24 protein-coding genes and 1 pseudogene are annotated in these 26,937 nt (G+C 36.2%); 1 reads left to right on the top strand and 24 read right to left on the bottom strand.

Translation table 11 applies throughout. The annotated features are described in order from the left end of the window. Positions 1-65: 65 nt before the first annotated feature. The 18 genes and pseudogenes from mnmA to QSJ81_RS09665 all read right to left on the bottom strand — a co-directional run bounded on the left by mnmA (position 66) and on the right by QSJ81_RS09665 (position 21,212). Positions 66-1,157: a tRNA 2-thiouridine(34) synthase MnmA gene (gene mnmA, locus QSJ81_RS09750; protein WP_285717231.1), complete on the bottom strand. Its 1,092-nt coding sequence runs from the start codon at positions 1,155-1,157 to the stop codon at positions 66-68. Positions 1,158-1,165: 8 nt separating this feature from the next. Further along, the gene (gene nifU / locus QSJ81_RS09745) at positions 1,166-1,537 is read right to left on the bottom strand and encodes a Fe-S cluster assembly scaffold protein NifU (RefSeq protein ID WP_038670316.1); all 372 of its coding nucleotides are present in this window, start codon (positions 1,535-1,537) and stop codon (positions 1,166-1,168) included. 23 nt (positions 1,538-1,560) lie between these two features. Beyond that, on the bottom strand, positions 1,561-2,766 hold the full coding sequence (gene nifS / locus QSJ81_RS09740; RefSeq protein WP_285717230.1) for a cysteine desulfurase NifS: 1,206 nt from the start codon (positions 2,764-2,766) through the stop codon (positions 1,561-1,563). Next, complete coding sequence (locus tag QSJ81_RS09735; RefSeq protein ID WP_285717229.1) at positions 2,747-3,205, bottom strand: RrF2 family transcriptional regulator; 459 nt, start codon at positions 3,203-3,205, stop codon at positions 2,747-2,749. The genes nifS and QSJ81_RS09735 overlap by 20 nt, the downstream gene beginning before the upstream one ends. A gap of 99 nt (positions 3,206-3,304) precedes the next feature. Then, a pseudogene (locus QSJ81_RS09730) lies at positions 3,305-4,417 on the bottom strand (replication-associated recombination protein A); the annotation flags it as partial. A 350-nt stretch (positions 4,418-4,767) separates the two neighbouring features. Then, positions 4,768-5,013, bottom strand: a complete 246-nt coding sequence (locus tag QSJ81_RS09725; RefSeq protein WP_285717228.1) for a hypothetical protein — start codon at positions 5,011-5,013, stop codon at positions 4,768-4,770. Positions 5,014-5,236: 223 nt separating this feature from the next. Next, positions 5,237-5,485 carry an MFS transporter gene (locus QSJ81_RS09720; protein WP_285717227.1) on the bottom strand — a complete coding sequence of 83 codons (249 nt, stop codon included), beginning with the start codon at positions 5,483-5,485 and terminating at the stop codon, positions 5,237-5,239. Between the two features lie 497 nt (positions 5,486-5,982). Continuing rightward, entirely contained in the window at positions 5,983-6,897 is a 915-nt protein-coding gene (locus QSJ81_RS09715) for a hypothetical protein (RefSeq protein WP_285717226.1), read from the bottom strand. A 471-nt stretch (positions 6,898-7,368) separates the two neighbouring features. Then, positions 7,369-11,676 (bottom strand): NACHT domain-containing protein, encoded by a 4,308-nt coding sequence (locus QSJ81_RS09710; protein WP_285717225.1) that lies wholly within the window; start codon positions 11,674-11,676, stop codon positions 7,369-7,371. A 1,200-nt stretch (positions 11,677-12,876) separates the two neighbouring features. Beyond that, positions 12,877-13,635, bottom strand: a complete 759-nt coding sequence (locus QSJ81_RS09705) for a histidine phosphatase family protein (protein ID WP_285717224.1) — start codon at positions 13,633-13,635, stop codon at positions 12,877-12,879. A gap of 15 nt (positions 13,636-13,650) precedes the next feature. Next, positions 13,651-14,355, bottom strand: a complete 705-nt coding sequence (locus QSJ81_RS09700) for a metallophosphoesterase (RefSeq protein WP_285717223.1) — start codon at positions 14,353-14,355, stop codon at positions 13,651-13,653. A 645-nt stretch (positions 14,356-15,000) separates the two neighbouring features. After that, the gene (locus tag QSJ81_RS09695) at positions 15,001-15,582 is read right to left on the bottom strand and encodes a hypothetical protein (RefSeq protein ID WP_285717222.1); all 582 of its coding nucleotides are present in this window, start codon (positions 15,580-15,582) and stop codon (positions 15,001-15,003) included. Between the two features lie 121 nt (positions 15,583-15,703). Then, positions 15,704-15,910 carry a hypothetical protein gene (locus QSJ81_RS09690; protein WP_285717221.1) on the bottom strand — a complete coding sequence of 69 codons (207 nt, stop codon included), beginning with the start codon at positions 15,908-15,910 and terminating at the stop codon, positions 15,704-15,706. Positions 15,911-16,148: 238 nt separating this feature from the next. Beyond that, positions 16,149-17,045, bottom strand: coding sequence for an exodeoxyribonuclease VII large subunit (locus QSJ81_RS09685; RefSeq protein ID WP_285717220.1), 897 nt, complete (start codon positions 17,043-17,045; stop codon positions 16,149-16,151). A 433-nt stretch (positions 17,046-17,478) separates the two neighbouring features. Next, a complete protein-coding gene (hxsC, locus tag QSJ81_RS09680; RefSeq protein ID WP_285717219.1) occupies positions 17,479-18,606 on the bottom strand; it encodes a His-Xaa-Ser system radical SAM maturase HxsC in 1,128 nt (375 codons plus the stop codon). Then, positions 18,578-20,056, bottom strand: a complete 1,479-nt coding sequence (gene hxsB, locus QSJ81_RS09675; protein ID WP_285717218.1) for a His-Xaa-Ser system radical SAM maturase HxsB — start codon at positions 20,054-20,056, stop codon at positions 18,578-18,580. The genes hxsC and hxsB overlap by 29 nt, the downstream gene beginning before the upstream one ends. A 1-nt stretch (position 20,057) precedes the next feature. Continuing rightward, a complete protein-coding gene (gene hxsD / locus QSJ81_RS09670; protein ID WP_285717217.1) occupies positions 20,058-20,423 on the bottom strand; it encodes a His-Xaa-Ser system protein HxsD in 366 nt (121 codons plus the stop codon). Beyond that, positions 20,424-21,212: a peptidoglycan-binding domain-containing protein gene (locus tag QSJ81_RS09665; protein WP_285717216.1), complete on the bottom strand. Its 789-nt coding sequence runs from the start codon at positions 21,210-21,212 to the stop codon at positions 20,424-20,426. Positions 21,213-21,649: 437 nt separating this feature from the next. On the opposite strand from QSJ81_RS09665, the gene QSJ81_RS09660 reads away from it, so the two are divergent. Then, positions 21,650-22,129: a C-GCAxxG-C-C family protein gene (locus tag QSJ81_RS09660; RefSeq protein ID WP_285717215.1), complete on the top strand. Its 480-nt coding sequence runs from the start codon at positions 21,650-21,652 to the stop codon at positions 22,127-22,129. Between the two features lie 150 nt (positions 22,130-22,279). Here QSJ81_RS09660 and QSJ81_RS09655 read toward each other — a convergent pair whose 3' ends face one another. The 6 genes from QSJ81_RS09655 to QSJ81_RS09630 form a co-directional block, all read right to left on the bottom strand. Continuing rightward, the gene (locus QSJ81_RS09655; protein WP_285717214.1) at positions 22,280-22,810 is read right to left on the bottom strand and encodes a putative zinc-binding protein; all 531 of its coding nucleotides are present in this window, start codon (positions 22,808-22,810) and stop codon (positions 22,280-22,282) included. A gap of 103 nt (positions 22,811-22,913) precedes the next feature. Continuing rightward, the gene (locus QSJ81_RS09650; RefSeq protein ID WP_285717213.1) at positions 22,914-24,143 is read right to left on the bottom strand and encodes an MFS transporter; all 1,230 of its coding nucleotides are present in this window, start codon (positions 24,141-24,143) and stop codon (positions 22,914-22,916) included. 242 nt (positions 24,144-24,385) lie between these two features. Continuing rightward, positions 24,386-25,312: an alpha/beta fold hydrolase gene (locus tag QSJ81_RS09645; RefSeq protein WP_285717212.1), complete on the bottom strand. Its 927-nt coding sequence runs from the start codon at positions 25,310-25,312 to the stop codon at positions 24,386-24,388. 15 nt (positions 25,313-25,327) lie between these two features. Further along, positions 25,328-25,582, bottom strand: coding sequence for a carboxymuconolactone decarboxylase family protein (locus tag QSJ81_RS09640; protein ID WP_285717211.1), 255 nt, complete (start codon positions 25,580-25,582; stop codon positions 25,328-25,330). Positions 25,583-25,678: 96 nt separating this feature from the next. Beyond that, a complete protein-coding gene (locus QSJ81_RS09635; RefSeq protein ID WP_285717210.1) occupies positions 25,679-26,302 on the bottom strand; it encodes an RNA polymerase sigma factor in 624 nt (207 codons plus the stop codon). 406 nt (positions 26,303-26,708) lie between these two features. Next, positions 26,709-26,937 (bottom strand): hypothetical protein (locus QSJ81_RS09630; protein ID WP_285717209.1); only part of this gene is annotated, 229 nt, incomplete at its 5' end.

Below are 26,937 nucleotides of genomic sequence, written 5' to 3'. Positions count from 1 at the left end.
AAAACAAGAACTTGGCTTTAAAGCCAAGTCCTTGTTTTTATTAAAACGGTTCTTCTTTTGTGTACCTACATTGATTTTCTAATAATACCGCCGCCAATAACCATATCTCCATCATAAAATACAACTGACTGCCCTGGTGTAATCGCCCTTTGGGGTTGATCAAATTTCACATGAACACCACCATCAGCAAGAGGAGTTACAGTAGCGGTACCTTCACGTGAGCCATAACGAATTTTAGCAGAAACAGTAATAGGATGTTCTAACTTATCAATAGTAATAAAATTCAGATCTTCTGCTATAAGTTCCGAAGCAAAAACATCCTCATTCGATCCAACTACTACTTGATTCTTTTCATAATCTAATTTTACCACATATAGGGGTGTCCCTGCAGCAATTCCTAATCCCTTACGTTGTCCAATAGTGTACAAAGGAAGTCCTTGGTGTTTTCCTATAACTTTTCCCTGTAAGTCCACCATATCACCTGGTTTCAGTGCTTCAGGAGTTTTCTCCGCTAAAAATCCTTTATAATCATCATCCGGAATAAAACAAATTTCTTGACTTTCAGGTTTATTAGCAACTAATAAACCGAATTCAGCCGCTAGTTCTCTTGTCCTCACTTTAGTATAATCACCTAAGGGCATCAAGAAATGCTTCAATGTATTTTGATTCAAATGATATAAAGCATAGGATTGATCTTTGGTAGAATCTATTCCCTTACTCAACGTATGTCTGTTTAATTTATCATCATAACCAATACGAGCATAGTGGCCAGTTGCAACATATTCGGCTCCTAAAGCCAGTGCTTTCTTTAACAAACCTTCGAACTTGACAAATCGATTACAAGCGATGCAAGGATTCGGTGTTTTTCCTGCACCATATTCTGCAATAAAATAATCAATAACTGTTTCCTCAAACATATCGCGAAAATTCAGTACATAATATGGTATACCAATTTTTTCAGCTACCCTACGAGCGTCATCTACTGCACTTAAAGAGCAACATCCCCGATTTTCAACATCATCCTCTGGAACATCTTTATCCCAGATTTGCATAGTTGCTCCAATTACATCATATCCTTGTTGAACCAAAAGGGCGGCAGTTAAAGAACTGTCCACCCCTCCACTCATGGCTACAAGAACTCTTGGCTTAGTTCCCATGAATCAAATCACTTTCCTTTTTTGCTGATATAATCCTTAATAGCTTCATGTAATGCATCAGCAGCTAAATTCGAACAATGCATTTTAGCTGGTGGGAGACCGTCTAACGCTTCAGCAACAGCATCGTTTGAAATTTTTAAGGCTTCGTCAAGGGTTTTTCCCATTACCAATTCAGTAACCATACTACTAGTTGCAATCGCAGCACCACAGCCAAAAGTTTTAAATTTAACATCTTTGATAATTCCATCTTTTACATCTAAATAAATTCTCATGATATCGCCACATTTAGCGTTACCAACTTCTCCAACACCACTAGGATTTTCTATTTCACCTACATTACGAGGATTGGTAAAATGGTCCATTACTTTATCAGTATACATAATAATATCTCCCCTTAAATAAATTAATGATGATCACATTGATTGCAAGGATTATTAGCCGCCAACTTTGAGTTAGCACTTAATGGTGACATACTCCTCAATCTTTCAACAATTTGTGGTAATACTTCTAAACAATAGGAAACATCAGCTTCTGTATTGCCACGCCCTAAAGAAAGTCTAAGGGAACCATGAGCTGTTTCGTGTGTAAGTCCCATAGCCAACAAAACATGTGAAGGATCAAGAGATCCTGATGTACAAGCTGAACCACTAGAAGCTGCAATACCTTTTAAGTCAAGATTTAAAAGAAGTGATTCACCTTCAATATAAAGAAAGCTAAAATTAACATTCCCAGGTAATCGTAAATCTTTATGACCATTTAATTTAATATCTGTAATTTTCTCTTGTATTCCTGCAATCAACTTATCACGAAGTGCTTTCACATGCGCAATTCTAGAATCCATTTCAAGTCTAGCTAGTTCTGTCGCTTTGCCTAAACCAACAATGCCGGAAACATTTTCAGTACCAGCTCTCAGTTTACGTTCTTGAGAACCACCTTGCTGCAAGGATTCAATCTTTACCCCTTTGCGTATGTAAATCGCCCCGATACCTTTAGGACCATATAACTTATGCCCAGAAAGACTAAGCAAATCAATATTATATTCATTTACATCAATAGGATAATTGCCTACGGCCTGTACTGCATCTGTGTGAAAATATATCTTTTTCTCTTTTGCTAATTGTCCAATTGCCTTAATCGGTTGAATAGTACCAACTTCATTATTAGCAAACATTACACTAATTAAGATTGTTTTATCTGTAATGGCATTTTTTACATCTTCTACGCGAACCATGGCATTTTCATCAACTGGTAAATACGTAATTTCGAAACCTTGTTTCTCTAAATATTCACAAGCATGTAATACTGCATGATGCTCTATCGTAGTCGTTATAATATGATTTCCTTTTTTACGATTTGCAAAAGCAATACCTTTTAATGCAAGATTATCAGATTCAGTACCACCACTGGTAAAAAATATTTCATTGGCATTGGCTCCAAGTAAAGCCGCTACGCTTGATCTAGCTTCCTCTACAGCTTTGCGAGTTTCACGCCCAAAAAAATGAACGCTAGAAGGATTGCCATACTTTTCTGTCATATATTCCAGGGTTACCTTAGCTACTTCCTTATCAACAGGCGTAGTAGCCGAATGATCAAAATAAATTCTTTCCATTATCACAAACATCTCCTTGTAATCTTTCTTCCCGGCATAAGTCCGCAAGTGAAATAGAATCTAACACTGAACTTATACTGTCACAAACCTTTGCCCAGACCCCACGGGTTACACATATATTTGCCCTTTCGCAATAATCATTATCTTCTGATTCTGCTAATAGACAATCTACCAAAACAATAGGGCCTTCCATGATTCTAATAATGTCACCTACTGAAATTTTTGCTGGGTCTTTACTTAAAGTATATCCGCCTTGCGCACCACGAATACTTTTTACATATCCAGCTTTACGCAATGTGCTTACTAACTGTTCTAAATAATTTTCTGAAATTTTTTGCCGCTGCGCAATACTTTTTAAAGAAATTGGTCCTTCTCCATAATGTACTGCTAAATCATACATGGCTGCTACGCCATAGCGTCCTTTTGTCGATATCTTCACAGTAATCTCTCCTGCAATTCCCGAGTATTCCGAGTAATTTAGTAGGCTTTCTTATTTATTAATATACCAAAAAAAAATCCTGTTGTCAAAAAAATATCTTTAAGTTTTTGACTTTTTTTTATTTTTTAATTCCTGGCCATTTTCAGTAGGCCTATAGTAGACCGTACCCTTTAAATTATCCGGTAAATATTGTTGTTCTATATAATTACCTTCATAGTTATGGGGATATAAATAATCTAAGCCATGTCCCATTTTTTTAGCCCCTGGATAATGAGCGTCCCGTAAATGTAACGGTATTTGTCCACAATCTTTTTGCTTCACGTCATTGATTGCTTGGGCTACGGCCATATAAGAAGCATTACTTTTAGGTGCAGTACTAATATAAATGACAGCTTCTGATAAAATAATTTGTGCTTCAGGCATACCAATAAACTGAACCGCTTGAGCAGCAGACATGGCTACTACTAAAGCCTGAGGGTCAGCATTGCCTACATCTTCTGCAGCACAAATAACGATTCGCCTAGCTATAAACTTAACATCTTCTCCTGCTACTATCATACGTGCTAAATAATGTAAAGCGGCGTCTGGATCAGAGCCACGCATGCTTTTAATAAAGGCGGACACGGTATCATAATGATGGTCACCAGACTTATCATACCTTTGTACTCTTTCGCCTACTACTTCCTTTAGAATTTCAATTGTTAATTCAGTTACGTTCGATGATCTCATCATAGTTACTGATTGTTCAATAATATTTAGAGCAATTCTGGCATCACCACCGGATAATTCAGCGATAATAGCTAAGGCCTCATTTGTGTATTCAATATTGAAGTTTCCAAGTCCACGTTCACTGTCATTCATTGCTTGTTGCATAATTTCTACTAAGTCTGACACTCCAAGAGATTTTAAGCGAACCACTCTCATTCTAGATAATAAAGCTGCGTTTACTTCAAAATATGGATTTTCTGTAGTTGCACCAATTAAAATAATTCTGCCGTCCTCCACATATGGTAAAAGCACATCTTGTTGGCCTTTATTGAATCGATGTATTTCATCTATAAAAACAATAGTGCGTTGTCGATAAAATCCGAGCCTTTCCTTTGCTGCCTCAACGATTTTACGGATATCAGCAATACCCGCCGCTACTGCATTGAGTTTTTCAAAATAACTACCTGTAGTGTTAGCAATAATTTGCGCCAATGTTGTCTTACCGACAATATGCGTATATTATACGTCTACTCACACGTTAAAATACCTTTTATTACTTGAATCTTTGTTAGTCTTTCCATCGCAATGATATCACCGCCTGCTATAGCCCGTTTTTTAAGTTTCTTCCATATAATATATAAAGTTTATATTTCATGGCAAAAGCTAAGATTTTAAATTCTGATAGCTCCTTCTGCAACTAACTTCTTGTCCCATAATTTTGGGAGTAACCGAATGGGAACTTCATTTAAAATTTTGGGACTTCAACAGTTAGTTTTGTTTTACCTGTCGTGTTTTACTCAAGAGAGTTCCCTTATCATTTTATTCGTTACTAATATGCAGTGTCCGTAGCATTTTCAATCACTAGCGCTCTTGCGCTTCCATGATTCAGCATAAGCAGGTCCATTAGACTCTGGTGAGTAATCGGGTTGAATGATCTGCATAGGCATCGGCATCGGAAAATCAGCGCCAACAAGAATAGCCTCACCTTGTCCCAGTATAGGCAAAAAAGCCGCAGCTGCTCCATCAAGATGTCCACACGCCTTCTCAACAATCTTACGATCAAGTTTATTAATAAGTCTGTGGACAACAAACACCTCCATTTGAATTAATACATCGTCGGGAATACACGGGTTGCTTATGACCTCAATCTTAGTGTAGCTTTTTATATAAGTTTGAACATAAATAGCTATATATCACCTTTCTCAATGCAATAAACAGCTATTTTGTTTGCAATAGTTTAAACAAAATAGCTGCCTGTTTTATATCCATTAATATTTGTTGTAAAAGATTGGACATATGTAATGCAGCATAACACTATCTAACTTAAGTATTTCTTAAACCAAACCAAATTCCACTGGCTGATAAAATTCCCATTGCACCGCCAAACCAAAAAGGTGCAGAGGCGCCAAATGCATCCCATAAAAATCCAGAGATTATGGAAGCTGGCAAAAGAGCGCCCCCTACCATTAAAGCATGTAATCCATAAACCGAGGCCTTTTGACTACTCGGAGCCATGTCCGCTAGTAGTGACTTTTCAATACCTTCCGTTAAACCTATAAATACCATATACATCAAACAAACTGATTAGGTTACGGCTATCGGCTGTAGGGAAGATATTATTTATTGTAGCTACTAGTTAAGTGGGCATTAGACAAATCCTTTATTTCATGGAACATCTCTGCGCCGCCGTTATAAGTGATCCAATTATATAAATCTTCTGATGGATTAGTATGCCAAGTGTCAGTAGTAAGCATTTCGATGAGGCTTTGCTCAAGGAATTGCTCGTGATTTACCTTAGGGAGTATTGCACCTTATTTCAGCAATTCAGCACAAGTGGCAAGGCAATCTAATTTTCTTCGCCCCGGTCGATTAAGTCGCTACATATTACTAATAAATCTTTCTCTAGATCATATTCCACTTAAGTAATTGTAAAAATCGTTGATTTGTCCGTGCAGGTCAGACGTCGCTAATATGCGATCAGGATCAGCAGTATGCATAAGAAAGTCTCCCATTTCTTTATTAAATGCTAAAAAGCTAATCAAAGTATACTAAATTTCAACTACATTCCTCTAGCTGTTCTCGTTCTCTTCATTTGAATTACATTTACAAATAGACTCTATGTTATAACTATTACAATCACTACACCACTCCATTGTGGTTAATAAACCACCTTCTTTATGGTTTCCGCAATTGTACCATAGGCAAATACCAGCCTCTAATTCTTGACAATAAAGTAATGAGAATGCACCACACTCAGGACATTCATATTTCTCTTCATGACTAAGATTTCCCTTCGAGTATCCACAGCTTGTACAATAACAGCTTTCAGGATATGAGGGACCTTCGGAATAAATAAAGAAGAATGTATAATTTCTACAAGCGAAACAACTCCCCCTTTCGAAATCAACGTCTTCCATTTTAAGTATTTCAACCTCTTGACAAGCAATCCTATCAAACTGGAGAATTTCCTCTACTCTGACTTTGAATGGATTATTAAAACTTCCATCTAAAAACCTTTTCCCAATGTGCCGTAAAGCTGGCGATATAACTTTTCCATGCATTTTAGCAATCATCTTGCTTAATTCTTGTTTATCTATTTGTAATGAAAAATGTTGAATCTTATTTCTTATCTTTGCACTACACTCAATAATTTTAAACGACTCTTTATCTAATAAATCTGGATATAATTTTTTGATAGTAGTACAGATTTGCTTTATATCAAGGGATTTGCAATTGTATAACTCATCCAGTTTTGGATTTTGAGGATCTATACATTTTTCAAACAAAGCGTTTTTGTCGAACATATATATAGGATTTTCTTGAACTAGTAATTCTTTGAGTATTAATTCCACCCCTTGAAAAATCAACAGGATGGATTGTTTATAATCGGATGAACTATTGTTATCTATTGCTATTTTCAGATGGTCAAGCCCATGATATATTGAGTCGAGAGCATTTTCTATTAAACTAATCTTTAATTCCATTATCTCTCCCTATCTATACAATAAGTAGTATCTTTTACTGCGCACCTAGTCGTTTATAATTAAATGATTTAAATTAGCACATCCTATGGTATTTTTTCTGTATATATGTAAATTTTCCTATTAATTACTCGTCCTTAATAGGTTATTTTATCGATTATAATTTCCAAGCATCCAATTTGAATAAGACTATTGAATTATCAATTTGAAATCATAATGGCTTCATTACTTGCGTTTACACCATTTAGCAATTTAGCAAAAGCAATGGATGGGTTAATATGTGAAGCACCGCAGAAAACTACTACAAAAACACCAACGCTAGAGCTTTATTACATGTAATACCGTAAATTTGTCACGCTTCAGATTACAATAATCTAGAAAAAAAGCTATAGGGGGATATATTTGTAACGTAATACCTGTAATTTGTCACGTTTCATTTTTGTCTCTCTGCTTTGATTTCATCAGTCCGATTCATTAAGTAGAGTACTTTATAATGCTTTTGAATCGTTTAATATCTTCAGAGCCATTTTCTTCATAAAATCTACTTTGTAGTGTATTATCGTCAAATGAAGGTTCACGCTCACCCCAAATGACATATATTAGTTTCGAATTATTAAAATCTAAATATTTATCCAATAGATCTTTTCTTAAATATATTAATTCTTCATTATCGTGATAATTTTTAAGATACGTCATATATCGCGTAGCTTTTTCACCCTCAGCCGTATATAAATCTAATGTCTGAGGCTGATCCTTGAGTTCGAGACCTCTTACTAACTCTTTTGCGATTACAACTCTGGATTTAGCATCATTAACAAAACTATTCTCACTATTCCAAGACCACTTCATTACAGGTAATAAAGTTTTAAATCTTTTAATAATATCTTTTCTTATTTCTTTTTCCTCAGGGAAAAATTCTTTGATAGATAAATCACTACTATTATCTTCCAAACTTATATCAGGGAAATAGCCGTCTTCACCTTTTCTCACTTTTACAGTTTTAGTTTCTAATAAAAATTTAAATTCGGAATAGTTTGACCAAGTTGCATCATCAAAAGTATATACTTCGCCAGAAAATGAATCATTATTTTCATTTTTTTCAGGTAGTTCATGTTTAGTCATATTTACTTTGTTTAAATGGTCAATAATTTGATCATAATCTTCATTATTCACAATAAATGCTCTAATAAACAAAAACATCCTTCGATTACAACTTCCATCTTCCTGGGATATATGTCCATCTAAACAAACCCAATCTTTAGTTGAATCCTTCAGAATAAGATATTCATCAATATCTATTGCATCATCACTCTGATACCATTCAATAAGAGAAGTATTACGGCTACCAAGCAAATCCTTTAGTACAGTTCTTTTGTTTTCACAGTTAACTGGAAAACTTGGATCTATATCGTTATTTATAATTCTAAATTGGTTCCATTTATTTTCTAAAAGACCCTTATCATTACGAAATCCTGCATTTTCATAGTAAGCAATCCATGAATACTTTTTACCATATCGTTCAATCTTAGGTCGATCTCTATTGCTAAAACGGTCAATGTTCTTGTCCACTGCATTAAATAATTGTTCTTCCCAACCTAAATCAAAGATTCTCCAATAAATTTGCCTTCTTACCTTTTGTTTTTCTGGAGGATCACTGTAGCTATGAGCGTTTTTAACGATATTTCCGATTGTATAATTCGAAAAATCCATATTAATAGGATCTTCATAACTTTTATATTTATGTTCTCCCCATTTTCGTATTCCACCATCTTTATATGGAGGCATTACTCTTTGAGTTTCTTTTGTAGTTAAAAAATTTTTATGATGTATTAAAGCAATTTCAATTATTTTTCTAGCGTAGTCTCGAGCTAAAATATGGGTCGTGGAGAATGAAGCATTTTCTTTAAACATTAAATCATAAAGTTTTTTGGCGATTGAAGGCAAAATATTATCTCTAAAATCTTTATTAAAAAGAGCATTATGCTCAGCCATAGTAACACCGTATAAACTTGCTAATGTACGTTCCCAAATATATGGATCATTTATACCAAGTGAAAAATAGACTAAATCGGTATACTCATTAGGAAATTTTCGTCCATAATTATAGAGAGAACGAGTTGCTAAATCTCTTATGTCTCTGTCGGTACTTGTAAGCAACCACATGGAAAATTGGGAAATTAAATGTAATTTTTTTATGGTTATCTCGGAATGCATTTCCACTTGAGCTATACATTGTTCAAAATTCTTCAAAAATGCTTTCCAGCTGGTAGATTCTCTACGTATAACTTCAGTCCAAATTATATCACGCATATTCATATGCAAGGTATTTAATAACTCAGATAAGAATTTCATGTTAAGAGGGTGTAGAGTATTGCTTAAAATTGTCATACTTAATTCGATAATTCTTTTTGCATTATTAGCGTCACTATCAAATAGTTCTTGTAATATTTGAATATCAACTGAGTCAATATATTGATATTCTATTTTGAATAAAGATTCTATCGATAATGACAAAGCATAATTTATATATTTTTTCATTACCATAGATTTGAACTTTATAGTTTTAACAACCTTTTTATCAATCTCAAATTTATTAACATTATATTTAGCGCTATTTTTTCTTAATATTATTTGATGTAATTTATATCCTTGTTTAGGTAATAGTATACAAAGCGAAGATATTAAATCATCGTATAACGGGTGTTGTCTTTTATCATCCATTATGCGGATAGCAAAATGGAAACTGAGGAAATATTTCGGATCAGTATACTTTTCCATCAAGTTTTTTGCCAAGAAAAAACCTGCCATAACATCATAGGTGAAACTAACAAATTCATTATCGTTTCTTATATCTCGGTTAATTAAAAGATCTTCGTGAATTAAAACTTCTGCCCTAGAAGAAGCCTCATTATATGGTTGGTTTATTCCATCTATTAAATCGTAATATTCTTGTATTGGGATTTCTCTTACATTATTTTCCCACAAATAATTAGCAAATATTGATAAAGACTTTGAAATAAAAGGTTCATTAGGTCTTAAGAAGCAATGCTGTAATGTTAAACTTTTATTAATCTTTAAAATATATTGATTAAATATATCAAAAGTTGATTCTTCTTCTAAATTCACTTCTACTTCGTTATCACGTTCAGAATTCTTCATTTCACAATATAGCTTTAATAATATTGGCTCTTTGAACTTTCTAATATTGGCAAAATTTAAATCAGCTTTTAATTTATATTTAGTAAAATATTTTTTCACTGCAGTTTCTAAAGTTTCTTGATCTGTAAAGCCGTCGATAAAAACAAATTTAATAGTTTTATCTATACCCCAAATTTTTTCTTTATAAGAATTTCTACATGTCGTAACTAATATTAAATTTTTAGTATTTGTAATCTTCTTTTGAAAAGAAGATAAGTGATCCTGCCATATGGAAGAAAACAGACCATTATAAGTTGTCTCATTCAAGGCATCAATAATAATAGGTATTTTTACTTTAGTAATTGATGCATATGTATCCAAAGCCTCTAGTAACTGTTCAAAAGAATAATTTGGAGGGATTTCTAAGATTTTTAAAAATATATCCGTTATTGATATTGCGTTAGAAAACTTATCACCTGTAATAAATATAGCTGGTTGATTATTGATAATTTTTGAATATGCGATATCACAAGATAGATGAGTTTTTCCCTTAGCAGCATCACCTAAAAAATGAAGCGTATTCCGAGGTTGGTGAAAATAATTTCGAAAAAATCGTTCATACTTTTCTTGAAAATCGTGTGAACAATAGAAAACAGCTTTTGCTTTTTTATACAAACTTGATTCCGCATTAAAAATGGAAAAATCAGTACTTCTAATTAACTCTATATAATTCTTTTCTATATCTAAAATGTTAAATGACTTTATTTCAAATTCATTATTATTCTTGAAATATTGAATTAATGTATTGATTTTTTCTAAAGCTAGTTCCATATGTTTATGAACTTGGTTATAAGCTATAACATGCATATCAAAATCATGCTGTTCCTTACTCTCAATTTTCTTTTCTTCAGAAAAAGAATTTAAAGCATCAACAAATTCTTTTAATAATATATGTAATTCAAAACTCACTTTTTCTAGACGTACAATATAATTAGGGTCTAACAAAGCACATTCAATTATAGATTTACTAAATTCATCAATACAATGAAGATCATTATCATATTTACTGTTTACTTTTTCAAAATTTTCATCAAACCTTTTTTTAAACCACTCCTGATTAACTTCTAATTCTCCAAAGAAAAAACTTCTTATACCAATGCTTTTAGGACTAATTAAATGACTAATAAGTTCGCTAGCGCCCCACAACACTAATTCGACACTCATATGATTAGGAATTTTATTTTTTAATGTAGTATTAAACCAACCGATTTCACCGTCAGAAACACTTTCTTCTGAAGTTTTGCGAGTTCCTGTTAAGTCAGTTTTTAAACATAGAAACCACTTTTTTAAATTTGGACGGATTTCACAAGCTGTTTTTAGTGAACTCTGAATCTGCTGTTTACGGTTACTCTGCAAACGTCCACTATCCGAAAAATACTTACATTGCCAGCCCCAACAATCTCCATTATCAAATTCCAAATAAAACTCTATACCACCATCACCACCGCTGCCGTCAATAGGGGTAAATTTCCCCAAATGAGAAAATTGATTTTTGGCTATTTCATAACAAAATTGTTCAAAACTTTTTGTTTGCTTTCCATCGAATGGCTTCAATTTAGAAAAATCAATATTTCCTATAGTCACTATTATCTATCCTCTCGCAATAAAATAAGTATTAACCCTAAAGCATCTAAGGACAAGCGTTTTATTAACTAAATTTTTAATATACATAATTATATTGTACGTATTTATAAGATTTGATAAATTTACAGTTATTTTCAAATCAATGTTTCTTTTTAGCAGAAACTATTTAGTACCATAGAGCCCTCGTACTATAAGGGGCTTAATTTATGCCAACTGGATTTGACTATAAACAAATTCAATTGCGCCCTTAAAATCTTACCCATCCATAATTTCAAGTGTCAGTCGCCACCAATTGAGTTATCTCCCCTAAGTAGGCATGTCCAAGCCGATTATGCGTTATAGTCCCTCCGTCAAACAATAGATTATCCGTACGACTCAACTAATTTAGTTGATCTAAATAGCAATTTTACCAATAAATTCAATCTGAAGTGGCAAGTAGTACAAAGTACATATGATTCTTTCTCTTTAATGTATGAATACAAACTACTTTATTCATAGTATCAAGATCAACCACTGTAACTTAGTGCTGATCCGGCAAAAAGTACGCCATAGAAACAACATAGAAAATAGACGTGTCGCAAAGAACTTCCTAAATACTTCATTACTGGTGAAGTATTTAGGAAGTTCTCCTTCGGTAGCCGCTGATAGCACAAACGCATTTATTTGCTTGTACAATAGGTAAACGATTTACTGTTTCTAAAAACATATGAATCAACCTTTCCCCAAAAGGCTTCTTTCTGAGGAAATTTTATCATAAAAGGAAGAATATGGTCAACGACTAAATTGAGCTTTATTGACAACTGTCCACTTTCCGAATTACCCAAAATTTCACGTATCGGATCATCATTTTATCTAGCATAGAGATTACGTACGTATCAATAATAAATTCTACACCAAGTATGTTAGCTTCGTGAAGGCTTTATATATAAGTTTAAACATTAATATGAATTTTCGATGCTGCTTAACCACTAAGTAAATCTGATAAAGCCATACTATTATTGAGCAATTGAGTATTTCACATTTTCAATACAGCAGAGAGAATCTATGGACGTACATTCGAGCGTTGACTACGGTCATAATACATCTTCCGTACCAAGCAAACGGATGATTCGTCAACTCGTATAATCTCGCAATTTTCAAGTATTATATCTATAAATTTCAGGTCGTGTTTTTTCATTTCTACTGCTTTATTTCCATTCTTTATTCCTTCCACTTGATAATTTCACAATTATTAAATTGTGGTAATTCTCTGAAACGGTTCATAAGTCCTTTTGCGTCCTCTCCGCGATTAGTGCTTAGCACCCACATAGCCCTCATGAATTGTGCATGGGTGAACATTACTATAAACCCGCTTTCAAGTCGGCTTAGACGGTCAATGGCGGTCTGTGCCCGAGATAGTAGCATACTAAAACTTTCGGCACCTTCACCATCTACATAGTCGGGGTCAAGTCGTTCCCAGTATTCACTTACTCGTTCCTTACGTTCGGCAGCGGTTGTCCCTCTGCAAGTTTCAGGGGATAGGTATGTAAATTCTTCTACACTCCACACCTCGCATCTAACATTAGGAAAACGCTTAATTGTCGGCTCTGCTGTCTGTTGAGTTCGGGTAAAGGGTGAGGTAATGATTAAGGCTGGTGCTTCTTGGAATGAGTGGCTTATCTGTTCAGCTTGTATTTGTCCGGCAGGAGATAAAGAAATGGTTTTGTGATTATCTGTAATGGCCCCGGCATTAGCTGTACTCTCCCCGTGACGGATTAACCAAATTTTTTTACCAACTAAAAACTGTTTTCGTTCACTTTCAGTTAAGTTTTCAACATCTTTTCCCTGTTCTCTAGCCCATCGGTACATATCACGAAGTCTATATGATGGTGCCTCAAAGGTGGTGTCTAGATAGCCGCCTGCTTCCATTGCGGCATCATCAAAATCTCTTGCTTTTTTAATATCTTCTTTTGTAAGCAAAATAACATCAAACTCCTATTCATAAAATTCTCGATAGGTTGGCAACTCTATTGCCGCCAAATTCCCCCCAAAGACTCCACCACAGTCAATACCGATTTTGTCATTCCAAGTTTTGTCATACCATATTTTCGCATTTTTCTTTTTGAATTTTTTATCGTATGAGTACAGTAGCCAAGTGGGTACGTGCCCAAAGACCATTATTTTATTTTTATATGCCGAACAATAAGGAAACCTGTCCTCCATCCAAATTAAATCATCCTCACTATTTTTTTCAACAGGCTTTCTTGTATCAGCGCCGGCGTGGCTGAAGATATATGTGCCACTTGTGAAATAGGTAGGTAGGCTTCGAACGAATTTCAGAATATTAATTAACTCATTTTGAGATAGATTCCTTATCTCGTCATAGGTACTCGCCCCACCATTATGACCTACCCAAAGATTTACATTTTCAGAAGAAATAGTGTCATTGATTATCATTTCTTTCAAACACTCTTCTAAAAATTTCTCGTGATTGCCTTTTAAAATGATTGCTCCCTTTTTCTGTAAATCAATACAGGTAGTAAGAGTAGCTAGGTTTTCTTCCCCCCTGTCTACTAAATCACCGCAGACTACTAATAAGTCTTTATCTGGTTCATATGCCGCTTTTTCTAGTAAACTAAGAAGTTTTTTATTCTCTCCATGAACGTCAGAAGTCGCCAAAATCCTATCAACAGTACGCATAATATCACCCCTCTTAACGAGACTAATCAACATCAATCGTGAATATAACTCGGACTTATGGCCTTTTTAGATCAACAACTTTCTAAAAAGCTAATCAGAACATTTCCTCCATCCCGATTAGCTTTTTACATTTTCGTAAATCCTCTAAATTACCCTTGGGAGAAATAAAATTTTACCCCTTCAACATATCTTTATATTTTAGATAAAAAAGCAATAAATAACGTTTACAGATTGCATAATTGGGGCAATTTTCCCTAGAACAAACTTCATAAGAAGGTGTGACAAAAGCTGTTGTTTCTGTCACAACATCACAACAGCTTTAAAATGAAAGTTCTATGCTCTTTTCATGAGTAAGTTTTTTAAATTGTATTATATCTTTTAATGTTTGAGCTTCAATTCCTTCATCCTTGATCATGTCCAGAATTTCAAGTGCATCTGCACTAAGCTCAATATAATAAATATACTTACAAAGTAACTACAGCTATTATTAATGGGTTATCCTAAGTATAGACTACGGATTTTATTTAAAAAGTGTAACTTCTTATAGGTAAGATTGAAAATTTCATGGCACATCGGACAGTACAGAAGTTTCAAATTCATCACACTCCCCCAAATAGTGAGTTTTCTTAAATGCAAATGAATTTGTCACGTTTCATTTTTATCTCTCTGTTTTAGTTCCACCATTCCCATTTTATAACCGCCAGGTACATTTGCAATAAATCTGCTTTCTTCATTAGCGCGTATTGCGTCTCTCATTGAGGAAAGAATCTCATGTGGTTTTCTTGTTTCGAGAACTGGTTTGATTTTTGAAATTTGATTAATAGGCTCATCAAGCCCTTTTAGTATACTTTCTATCAAAGCTGTATTATTAATATCAACACATCCGACCTCACCAGTTTCCGAATTATATGCAACAACTTTCTCTATTCCATCTGGCAAAATTACTCTTTTAATTAGCCTATTTTGCCCATAAAATAATTCTATTTTAATTTCGTTAGGAAAATTTTGTTTGATAAACTCATTCACATTCCTCGCGTTTTGCCATTCAATCTGATTCCACAAATCCCCTGCCATTGGATATGTGATATGTCTCCCCATATTGTCCCATTTATCAATAATCTGCCCTACTTCTTCATAGGAAGGTGGTTCTTTGTCGGGGTCTATTGCGATACATTTAGAAATATACTTGTCAATTTTCCAGTCACGGGATTCAGGGTCTTTTGCCATTGTAAACACTCCTATCAATATCCGCCTCAACCGGCATAAAATCAGGTAGTTGATCATTTGATTAGTACTTGTGCCTCTTTTTTCTTTTTTCTGTTTTCTATTATTTCCAGAGCATTTTTTATCAATAATCAGTGCTTTCCTTATAACCACGATAAAAATAAATAATAGCTTCTTTTACTTTTTCAACAGTTATTTTGTGAATCGTTAGCATTTTTACTACAGCTGGCACATCAGCCATGTAAAGTCTATATTCTTTAAATATCTTAATAGCCTTATATTTAGCTATTTGTTTAAGTTTTAAAATGTGACTTTTATGATTTTGGCGCATTTTCATCACTCCTTTATTCAATAGGTCGTTCCGTTTCTATATGTCTATTATTTTACACTATGCTCTATTTAAAAACTATTACAGCCCAATCTACGCAACAGATTTTGCTGATTGAGTTTTTCTTTGTAATATTACGGCATAAGTAGCTACGACATTTATTCCATAAGCTTCATAAACTGTCATATATATCCGTAATTTATAAAGAAGAAATTATTTTTAAATTATAATTTCATTTTACTCAACTGAGTAAGTATTTATATATTAAATAAATCGCTATAAGACATAATACAATCTTTTTAAAAGGAAGCATGCCGAATTTCTGGGTGAATGAAAGTGGTTTCGGTATTCGTTGATTATATTCATTAAGCAATTTATCGTGATGGTTGGAAAGATAGTTTGCGATGGAGGTAGGAGTTGAGAAAAAGTATGGGTTATCAGCTACTTGATCGCAGAGGAATTGGTTGCCATCGTGACCGATGGCGGTTAAGATGGGAATATTGGATGATTTAATGGCATCGGCTAGACTATGACCGTTGTAACCATAGAAATCAGATTCACTTCCCCCACCTCGTATAATGCATATACAGTCGTATTTCTTTTGGGATTGGTTAATGAGATTGATTTGATGGCTTATATCTGCTGCAGTGGTAGGACCTTGCATGTTGGTGTCAAATACTTCTGCTTGTCCGTATTTTAGGTTATTTATTAAGTCACCGTATACTTTGCCGTTAACACTTGTGATGATGGCAATACTCGCAATAATATCGGGAAGTGCCTTTTTATGTGTTAAGAAAGGATATGGTTTTTTTATTTGTTCTTCGTTTTTGATAATCGCAATACTATTTGCAATAATTTGTAAAGAACCTTTATATAAGTTTAGTGCGCCGGTTACTTCAATGATTTGTTTATTACATAGTTGAATAGAAGTTTGGCGCAATACTTGAATCGGAACATAAACTTTTAGTTTATGGATAGCCTCAGTGGTTATTTCTGTTAGGCTGAGTACTGCATAAGTGGTATTGTAAGTTGGCTCATAATAGTCCGATATTTCACCAGTAACATTGAAAGGAGTTTGGTTACATTTTTGTTTTATAATGGATTGAATAGTATTAAAACAGGCTGATACAGTAGGCATGAAAAATCTCCTTTTTAAGAAATGGTAGTGTGTAAATTAAAAAGAGTGGAACGATTCCGTTGCACTCTTTTTAATTCTATTGTCGTTGTATAGATTTAATTTGAGATATTAGAGATTGGTATTTTTCGGTAGTTTGGGTAATGGAACAGGAGTGATTGGAAATTGTAGTATAGTAGTGGTATAGAGTATTGGCTAGATAAAGTATAACTAAAGAGACTAGAAAAAATCCCGTATTCGTTATGATAGGTTGAGGAATGGAGTGAAGGTATCTAAGGACTTCTTGGAAGAGTTGTCCAAGGTACGAAAAGATAGCAATAACTATAATAAAAAGAATTAGATATGGCATGTATAGTACTCCTTCAGTATAAAATATAATTCTCTCAACATCTTCTAATGTTTCTTTATAACGCTCCTGGCAACTTAGTTATGATTTTTATAAGGATAAAGGTGATATATTTTCACTTTGTACGGCCGAAGTTCCAAATACACCACCACATTTTTCTTTTACTGAGCAAGAATTACATGGTTCCAAGTAATTCTTCTTCCAAGTAGATATACTATCCCGGGCAAATCGCCATAGTGGCTCTGCTAACAAACAGAGTGGAATATTATAAATGGATATATTCATTCCTCGTCGATGCAAGTGCCATACTGCCGCATACAATTGTTGACTATATTCATCGGGATCAACCCATAAATCCTCTAAATGTTGCTCGGCTTCTCCAGTATACTCCATACCCATAAAAGCGATATGGGCAACAAAGGGCATATTACGGTAGATAAATTCTGATATTGCTGTTAAGCGAGCAAAGTTCTGTCGCATTACAACAACGCGAACTTCCATTCTTCGTCCCAAACGATAGAGGTTATAAATTCCTTGTATTGTATCGGCAAATGCACCAGGTACGCCTACAATGGCATCATGCTGGACATCATTATCTGCATAAAGAGGAATACAGAACAGCAACTTCTTGTTTTTTACTGCAACGACTTGTTTCGCTAAATTAAAATCACTCAATCTACGTCCATTGGTTAATAGAGAAATAAATGCATTAGGAAAGTTACTTTTCAAGTAGACTAACGTTTGACAGAGCTGATCTAAGACAACCGTGGGTTCGCCCCCAGTAATTCCAATGTGTTGTAAGCTACCAGCCTTTATTAAAGACAATACCTTTTCGTTTATATCTTGTAAATCTGGCGGATCATTACTTGGAGGCTGCGGACACATGATGCAACGGCTGTTACAACGGTTTGTGATAAAGACAGTATGATCTGCATCGCAACTTCGGTGCATGACATTGATTCGTCCTTCAGGAGTAACTAATACAATATCACCATCTATTAATGTTTCCGTTTGGGACACAGAGTGAACAAAACTGCCGCGTGGTATAGCAACAACATTTTGACTTGTGATACAACAAGCATAGCCGAAAACTGAAGAATTAATTTTCGTGGAAACAAATATTCGCTCTCTTCGTATGAAAGGGTTTAATGGTGTGGTTGTAACAATCCCAATAATGGGGTATTGAAAATTAAGGGCTATTCCTACTAAATTTATCATGGCGAATTTCCTCCAAAGGACGTCGTGTTATCCAAGACCAAAATACATCTATGACATCCGGATCATTTTCATCAATTAATTGAAATAAATGATCTAAAATCATTGTATTCTTTTTACAAAAATCACTACTGGGTCGATGACCGACAATATCTTTGGTTTCTACATAATTTCGTATTGGATCTACACCGCAATAAGCTTGATATACGCAAGAAGCACAACCAGGTAATACTTCAATGCAGGACTTTTTAACCAGTTCCTTCACTAATGATCCACCAAAGACTTCTTCATAATTGTTTCTTAGAACATGTCCCATTCTAAAGTGCTTATCACCTGTACGAGCAAGCATCCGCGCTTCATCTGTAGGATAGACCTCTCCGTTATAATCATAAATAACACCACTGATGGCAGCTCCTGAAGGAGATTGCAAATCTACGAATCCCGTTGAAAAAGGTGTGAAAATTCGTTGTAATAAAAGCGTTGTATAGTATTCTGCAAAGGGAATACCTTGCAGGTTTAATTCAATCAAATATTGTAATATATTTTTATACTCACTAACAAACGCTTCTACAGAATAGCCTAGTTGTTCCATGTTTTGACGTGCAAATCCATAGGGGTTTAGTGCCCGTAAAAAGACACCATCAAACCCGAGTTCCACGTAATGATCAATGACTTCCTGCAATTTACTAAGATTGGTCTTCGTAATGGTTAACAAAGCCGAGGCACCATCGTGCCCAATTCTCTCACGTAACCGTTGTAAATTGCTATGAAATACATCGTATCCACTATATCCTTCACGGGTTTTGCGGTGCAGATCTTGAATCAACTTGGGACCATCTAGAGAAGTGGATATGGCTATTTTATGCTCCTTAATAAAATCAATCATTTCCTCTGTTAGCAGCGTCAGATTGGTACAGATAACAAATTCTAGCTGTCGCTTGGCAAAACGATTAAGAAATGTCCCATAATGGAAAATTTCCTTTATGATCGGCCAATTTAGTAGAGGCTCTCCCCCTTGAAATTCTATTTTCAGTACCGGTGAAGGAGAAGAAAAAATCAGATCAACAGTCTTCTTCGCTACTTTCCAATTCATATCAACTCTTTGCTGCTCAAGAGCTGCACTAGATGCATGGCAATAATCACAAATGAAGTTACACCGCGCCGTTACAACAATCATGTGTAAGGAAGAAAAATGACGAAGAAAACTCTTACGGCTGCGTAGTTGTGTGGCTACCATTTCCTGAGCGATATCTAGATCGGTATCTGCTAGAAAATGCTTACCTTTAAGCTCAAAGTATGTGGGACTACCAGCAGATAAATCATTATTTAACAAATCATTAAAATCATTACTACTCACAAAGATAAATTCGCCACTCTGATTGACCATAAGCATCTTACGGTGTGGTAACCGTTTAAAAGTAAAAGGCAATATACTATATTCATTCCTCATCATATTACCCATCCAGATCCTCAATACGGTCTTTAATGGGAGCGAAGGCAAATTGATAAATACTATCTCGAATGGTTCCGTAACGTTTTTCGAGATCAAGCCTCACCTGTTGGTCTAGTACTTCATTGCAAAATTCACATAGGAGCAATTCGGGATCTACATGTAATTCGAGCTTAGCTTTAAACCATATTCCTACATACCCCTCTTCCATAGCATCAATCTTAATAAAACAGGTATTCGTAAATTTATAGGAGGCTTGCATAACAGCCTCCTGTTCGTAAAATTCTTTTTTCAACTTTACTAAGAATACACCCGCTTCCGTCTCAGTAATAAAAGGTTGCCTGTTCTGTATCTTTTCTATGTTAATCACCTACCGACCTGAATTGGATTTAAAATCATACTTATTTTGTGTCTTTGATTTTGCGGTTTCAGGATTTACTTGTTTAGGAATTTCTTTCTTCTCAACAGCTTCTTTAGTCACGCGATTGATGGTTCCATAGCTATCGAGTCCTTCTGTCGCTTGAAAATCCTTAATGGCTTGTATTGTCTTTTCATCCCTATTACCAATGGTATTGCAATCATAGCCCAGTTGTTTGAGCTTCTTTTGAATGCTGATTAGGTCAACAGATTCGAGTATTCTTTTAGTCCCTTCACCAACGATTCCATCGACTGAGAGGTCATAATCCATTTGGAAGTTCCGTATAGATTCCCTGGTTTGAGCCCCTTTAACACCATCCACAGTCCCACAATCGTATCCTAGTTCATTAAGTTTTTTTTGGATTGCACGGATATCCATCGCATCTTCAGGTGTAGCAGGCGCGCTGCTATAATATCCACCACCTTCTCCACTGCCACCTGTGCTGGAATAGTGAGAGTAGTGAGAGCTATGCGAAGAATGTGATCGATGGGAGCTGTGGGAACGGTGAGAATAATGCGCAAATTGATCAAGATTATCATTGGCAAAGATGTCTTCTAATGAGTTCTGAATTGTACTCGTTTTATCAAGATAAATAGGTTCATTTCCGGTGATTCTCAAATTTCCATCATTGGGCTGTATATGCTTAGCTTCAACATGGGGTGCATCTACCAAACCCAATTGAGCAGCAAACCATAGAGCTGTTGCCGACCCATACGCCCAAAGCTTTCTCCAATCCTTCATACACTCACTCCCTCATTTATAGTGGTTTACTAACTTAGTAATTTCTAGATAATTATTCCAATTCCTGTGTTAAAACAACAAAAAAACCATATTTAATATATAATTTCTATAAATAAATGGAAAATCCTGTGACATATTGTAATGTAATGCAAAGTATTAATGACAGATTAAAGTGCTTATCTCTCTGAAAGTAGTTAACCATTATATCTCAAATTTGAACGAAAATTCGCTACGAGGATATGCTGTGGCAACACCGCTCTTCGGCAGGGCTGGTTGCAAGAAGAAGGAGCATTGACAAACAATTTATTTTTTGTTATGCTAATTTTTAATAGATAGCTGATCAAAAAATTTGAAGGCTAATACATCTTCGCTAGGAGATGTATTAGCCTTTTTCTTTTTGCTCAGCAAATCATATTAAAAATAAGGGGGTAGAAAAAATGGCGAATATTCCCGGAACAATCACTACCGTCGACAAAGCGGTGCAAGAGTTTACTGACGGTGGCCTGTACTGCAGCGAGGCCATTTTAAAAGCGTTCAGTGATGACTATGATTTGGGTTTGACCAAAGAATGGTATAAAATTGCCACGGCATTCGGCGTGGGCCTAGGTGGCTCAAAATGCTGCTGCGGCTGTGTGACCGGCAGTGCCATCGTATTGAGCTTAGTTGCCGGCCGCAACACGGCGGAGGAGTCAGAAGACCCAGCTTTTACCATTACCAATCAGTTGCATGATGAATTTAAAGAACAATTTGGGGCCACCTGCTGCCGGGTTTTGACCCGTAAAGTAGAATGGCTGTCAGCTGAACATATCGGACAATGCGCCGTCTATGTACGCGGTGCTGCCGAAATAACTAAAGAGATATTGGAAAACCAACTGCACAAGCGGACAAAGTTTACGCCGATTGCTGCCGACCAGTAATTACCCTGGCAGCACGACAGCGGCCCACCCTTACCAACAGCAAGCCGGGGACAAAAGTCTCCGGCTTGTTGTTGTGTCTAGATGAGTCATCATGAGTGAGACAAGCCAAGCATCACCACCCGTTAAGGCGGCAGCACATGAACTGCAAACCTATTGGAAAGATGTGCTGCCACCACAACAGGGAGGCAAAACGGCTCCTTCCACACTCTTCCCCTGAAAATAGGTTTGTTGCACATAGTCGGCAACCTGTTTCGCATACTGCTCAATTTCCGCACGCGGCATATCAAAAATTTCGAAATACTTATCTCGGTCAAAGCGATATAAACGAATTGCTTCCACGACCACAGGGTCAAAACCCGGCAACCGTGTTTTCATAATTGTTGTGCCGCAATGTAAAAAGCACCCCTCAATCACAATTGTTTTTGGGGCCTGCTTTATCAGTTCCAAAAAACCAGAATCCCCTGTCACAGCGTCCCCCAAACAAATCCTAACAGCGGCATCCCGCTCAAGTTGATACGCCAATATATTAGCGGCAACGCGGGCAACCTCGCCTTTAATACAACCACCTTCACAGGCCATGATAGCTGTTCTAGGTGGTCCAGCCAATATTTTTTCTACGTATCGTGCTCCCTCTGGGCAGATTCTTGCCTCGCTACTTCTTTCTCCACATCCGATTGACATGTTAACTCCTCCCCCTATGCATATATTTAATGTTAAAGTAAAAGTATTTAACCTGAACAACTACACCCGCAGCCACTGTCTGCTGGTTGCGCAATTGAATTGGCTAAGAGCTAACGCTTTTTTGTTGCAACTCGGCTTTGAGATCATTAATAGACCTTTCTTTGATTGGCAAATAACAAAGAGCAGCAACAATACTCAAGATTATTGTTGTTATCCAGATAGTTTGGTAAGAACCAGTACAGTCAAATAGAAGCCCACCTAGCCATCCTCCTGTAAAACTACCTATTTGGTGCATGACAAATACAATCCCCGAAAGCGTCGAAAGATACTTCACTCCGAAAACACTCGCCAAAATCCCATTCGTTAACGGTACCGTCGCTAGCCAAATCAAGCCTATGGCAGCTGAAAAGACATATACTGATATCTCGGTAATGGGCATTGCAATAAATACTGTAATCACTATTGCGCGGAGAAAAAAGATTAGGCTCAACAAATACGATTTTGGATACTTTCCACCTAAATATCCCGCAAGATAGGAGCCAAACATATTAGAGAATCCTATAATTGCTAAAGCATTTGCTGCAACTGCTAAAGATAGACTATTATCTTGAATAAAAGCCGCAAAGTGAGTAAGAATAAAAACCACTTGAAAACCGCAAACCGAAAACCCTAGGCCTAGTAGCCAAAAGTCTCGGTGATTAAAAGCTTCAGTTAATGCAGCTTTCGTATCACGTTTTTCTTCCAATGGATCTTTTCTTTCTATCAAGCCTAAGGAAAGAGGAAACATCAAGGCGCAGGTAATTGCGAGAACAATTAAAGACTCAAACCACCCCCAGTAATTTATAAAAAACCGGCTATACGGCACCATGGCGAACATTCCGAAAGAAGCACCCGCTCCTGCTATACCCAACACCAGACTCCGTTTACTCGGGTCAAATGCCCGACCGAGCGCACCAAAAACAACCGCAAAACTACTTCCGCCAAGTCCTATACCTATTAGCATGCCAGCACTAAGGGTTAAACCTATGCCGGATGAAGAATTAGCCATAAATATGAGCCCAAGCACATAAGCTACAGCACCGATAAGCAATGCTTTACTTGCCCCGTATCTATCAGCGATCCACCCGGTAAATGGCTGAGCAATCCCCCATACTAGATTTTGTAATGCTATGGCAAAAGAAAATGTCTCCCTACTATAACCTAAATCAAGGCTCATTGGTTTTAAAAAAATTCCAAAGCTTTGCCTTGTACCGAGCGCCAGTGCTAAAATAATGCTACCGCAAATTAGTACCATTAACGGTGATGGAGTAAAAACCTTTTTATTTATAGTCATGCATTTCCTTCTTTCTCTACTTATAATACTAAGTACACTTTTGCTAGTAACAGGATAGTCAAAGACCTAATCCTAAGATAGAACTGCCTTATCCCAAAAAGATTGCTCCTTTGTTATGTCCACAAAATTAGGTAATGTACTTGTTTCATTATTCCGAGGAGTCTTTTCTTCCATACCTTTCGCTGCCTCCACGTGAATACAGGGCAACTCTTTACTTAGATTTGTAGTAAACTTATGCACCTTTACATCGCTCCATCTCTGACTGTTATTTCTACTTCAACTGCATCTTTTAAAAAGCCGACTATCTCGTGCTGAAACAATCGGTGCCCCTTTTGAAGGTGCATCATATGCCCGGCGTCGGGGATTATGGCGTAGCGCTTATAAGCGTTAGGAATCTGCTTAAAAAACGGCAGCAAACCTTCCACATCAGCCACATCATCATGCTCACCGTGAATGATCATCGTGGGAATCGATAATAGTCGAGGATTCACCATAGGCATTATAGTGACCATGTCGAGCTGAGGTCCTGTGGGAGTCCGAAACTCCACATGGGTGGCAGCCTTGGCGTAGTTGTCTACAATATCAGGATCATTAACCTCGGCTGGTGTCATCGAATAGAAACGGCCTTTCCAGCCAGCCTCTGGAATGTTAACATATAGGTTCTTTCGGAATGTCTCAATCTTAGGTCGTCTTTTGGCGAGGTCGGCGCTATCGACATGCATTTGTGCATAACTCACATACTTTAACACTTTCTCAGGGTGGTTCATAATAAACATTCCGCCATATTGCGTGCCCCAGGACCAACCGAGAAGATTGATCTTCTCGGCATTTTTTATTTTAAGGACGTAATCAACGGCTGCGTTGAGATCTTCACTCGCGTCCGCAGTGGTTATGTGTCCATCGGGATGAGTGGAACGACCGAAGCCTCTAATATCCAAAGCAAATACATCAAATCCCTCATTTGCCAGAAAATCCATGAGACTATAAGAAGGCTTCCCAGGTACTTGAAGGTCGAAACTCTCTTTACCTGCCGTCGCAGAACCGTGGGCTAAGACCACAATCGGTTTACGGAAAGAATCTTCTTGACACTTTTCAAAAACGTAGAGCTTGATACCATCATGTTCTACCCAGTGTTCCGAACTTACGATATCACAATTTAATGATTGCATAAAAATTCCTCCTTTTTACCGACATCCACAACCTTCTCCCCCGCGTGAAATTAAGAGTTCATCTTCAATCATAGTTGAGACGAACTGATCCATTTTATGGGCCGCACCTTTTCTAACCGTTCTACCCACTTGAATTGCTTCTTTAATTTCCAGTTCAGTAATTCCAACTTTTAGCGCCTCATTTATGTGGAATTGCAGGCACGGTTGGCAATTTACTGCAACAGAAGCCCCAAGGGCAATTAATTCTACTGTCCTTTTATCAAACGTCATTCCTATCACCTCCTCTAAATCTATAGACGAAGATGCGTTGAAAAGGATACACCTAAAATATTTTAAAAAGTAAGCAAAAAGCACTGACTAGTTTAGTCAGTGCTTCATAGAAGTAAACGGCTTTATTCTTATTACGTTGGGTCCTTTCGATTCACAGGCCAATTCATTACATTCTGTTCTATAAAAAGTGCAATTTGCAGAAAGTAGCTCCTTTAGTTTTTCTTTCCCACGATGTAATCGTATTTTTACCGTACCAATGCTTAACCCCAGTATAGAAGCAATTTCGCTATTCTTCAGTCCTTCTATTTCACTAAGAATGATTGCAGTCCGGTAACTTTCAGGAAGGATTGCAATATACCCCTGAATACATTCGTTCATTTCCTTACGAATAACCTTTTCTTCCGTTAAAGACGGCTTCTTATAAGAACATCCTATTTCCTTGCATTGCTCTGCTTCTATTAGACAATATGATTCGGTAGACTCCTGCTTAAATGAACGACTTCTCATTCTATCAATAGCCGCATTAGTTGCGATTTGATAAATCCAAGTGGACAATTGTGATTGATTATTAAAAGTTGCTAATGCCTTACCAATCTTAACAAAAACATCCTGGGTTATGTCTTCAGCTTCTTTAATACCAATCAACCTCACTAGATAGCGGTAAATTCTAGGCTGAAATTCGGTATATACCTGCTCAAAGTCCATTTCATTGATTACCATTCAATTTTCCTCCCTGATAAGTAATTGTCAGATAAAAATACCCTATCATTAGCAAATCATCCAACAATATCTGTTATGCAAAATACCCAAAGTATACCACTATGCTTTGGGTATCTTCTTTATTTAAATGCTATTTCCTGCTAATTGTGCAAATGAGGATAAATTTCGTTGTTTGATATGATACCTTCTGCGTTCTATTATCCTAACATTTGTTGAAACCCGATTAGAAGAATTAGAATTGATAAGCAGCAGCATACCTATCCCTATTACATTTATCAACCATGCTATTAACTTATGTAATTAAGAATGAATTACTTTTATATCCTATTCAATGAATTATAATATCTATAGTGCTAATGGGGTAGTTACACGTAGAAAAGAGGCGGGATATCCCGCCTCCTTTCTACTACGCCTTTAGTAATTTTACCTTGGTATCATAAAAACAGATACTTCCACCTACAAGATCTTGAAGACCTGTATTTTTAAGAATGGGGTCTACTCTCATCGTTACATTTGCATGAATACCCTTACTACGCCGCGAATCTCCCTTGATTGTGGCCCCGTCAATGGTGACGTCTTTACTGCCATTGGCAAAGTGGCCGCTTCCCAATGAAAAGCCAACTACTCCTGGACGT

It is taken from the genome of Pelosinus sp. IPA-1 (assembly GCF_030269905.1).
Taxonomy (GTDB): domain Bacteria; phylum Bacillota; class Negativicutes; order DSM-13327; family DSM-13327; genus Pelosinus.
The sequence above is the reverse complement of the archived record's forward strand: the minus strand, read 5'-3'. Positions and strand labels throughout refer to the sequence as shown.

Bases quoted from the DNA above. Each gene is read 5' to 3' on its own strand.
- QSJ81_RS09695 (WP_285717222.1), bottom strand. From the start codon at position 15,582: ATGGCAAAAGACCCTGAATCCCGTGACTGGAAAATTGACAAGTATATT.
- hxsC (WP_285717219.1), bottom strand. From the start codon at position 18,606: ATGATAAATTTAGTAGGAATAGCCCTTAATTTTCAATACCCCATTATT.
- hxsB (WP_285717218.1), bottom strand. From the start codon at position 20,056: ATGATGAGGAATGAATATAGTATATTGCCTTTTACTTTTAAACGGTTA.
- QSJ81_RS09660 (WP_285717215.1), top strand. From the start codon at position 21,650: ATGGCGAATATTCCCGGAACAATCACTACCGTCGACAAAGCGGTGCAA.
- QSJ81_RS09725 (WP_285717228.1), bottom strand. From the start codon at position 5,013: ATGGAGGTGTTTGTTGTCCACAGACTTATTAATAAACTTGATCGTAAG.
- mnmA (WP_285717231.1), bottom strand. From the start codon at position 1,157: ATGGGAACTAAGCCAAGAGTTCTTGTAGCCATGAGTGGAGGGGTGGAC.
- QSJ81_RS09665 (WP_285717216.1), bottom strand. From the start codon at position 21,212: ATGAAGGATTGGAGAAAGCTTTGGGCGTATGGGTCGGCAACAGCTCTA.
- QSJ81_RS09720 (WP_285717227.1), bottom strand. From the start codon at position 5,485: ATGTATATGGTATTTATAGGTTTAACGGAAGGTATTGAAAAGTCACTA.
- QSJ81_RS09640 (WP_285717211.1), bottom strand. From the start codon at position 25,582: ATGACGTTTGATAAAAGGACAGTAGAATTAATTGCCCTTGGGGCTTCT.
- QSJ81_RS09635 (WP_285717210.1), bottom strand. From the start codon at position 26,302: ATGGTAATCAATGAAATGGACTTTGAGCAGGTATATACCGAATTTCAG.
- QSJ81_RS09650 (WP_285717213.1), bottom strand. From the start codon at position 24,143: ATGACTATAAATAAAAAGGTTTTTACTCCATCACCGTTAATGGTACTA.
- QSJ81_RS09655 (WP_285717214.1), bottom strand. From the start codon at position 22,810: ATGTCAATCGGATGTGGAGAAAGAAGTAGCGAGGCAAGAATCTGCCCA.
- QSJ81_RS09685 (WP_285717220.1), bottom strand. From the start codon at position 17,045: ATGCCTACTGTATCAGCCTGTTTTAATACTATTCAATCCATTATAAAA.
- nifS (WP_285717230.1), bottom strand. From the start codon at position 2,766: ATGGAAAGAATTTATTTTGATCATTCGGCTACTACGCCTGTTGATAAG.
- QSJ81_RS09715 (WP_285717226.1), bottom strand. From the start codon at position 6,897: ATGGAATTAAAGATTAGTTTAATAGAAAATGCTCTCGACTCAATATAT.
- QSJ81_RS09690 (WP_285717221.1), bottom strand. From the start codon at position 15,910: ATGCGCCAAAATCATAAAAGTCACATTTTAAAACTTAAACAAATAGCT.
- QSJ81_RS09700 (WP_285717223.1), bottom strand. From the start codon at position 14,355: ATGCGTACTGTTGATAGGATTTTGGCGACTTCTGACGTTCATGGAGAG.
- QSJ81_RS09645 (WP_285717212.1), bottom strand. From the start codon at position 25,312: ATGCAATCATTAAATTGTGATATCGTAAGTTCGGAACACTGGGTAGAA.
- nifU (WP_038670316.1), bottom strand. From the start codon at position 1,537: ATGTATACTGATAAAGTAATGGACCATTTTACCAATCCTCGTAATGTA.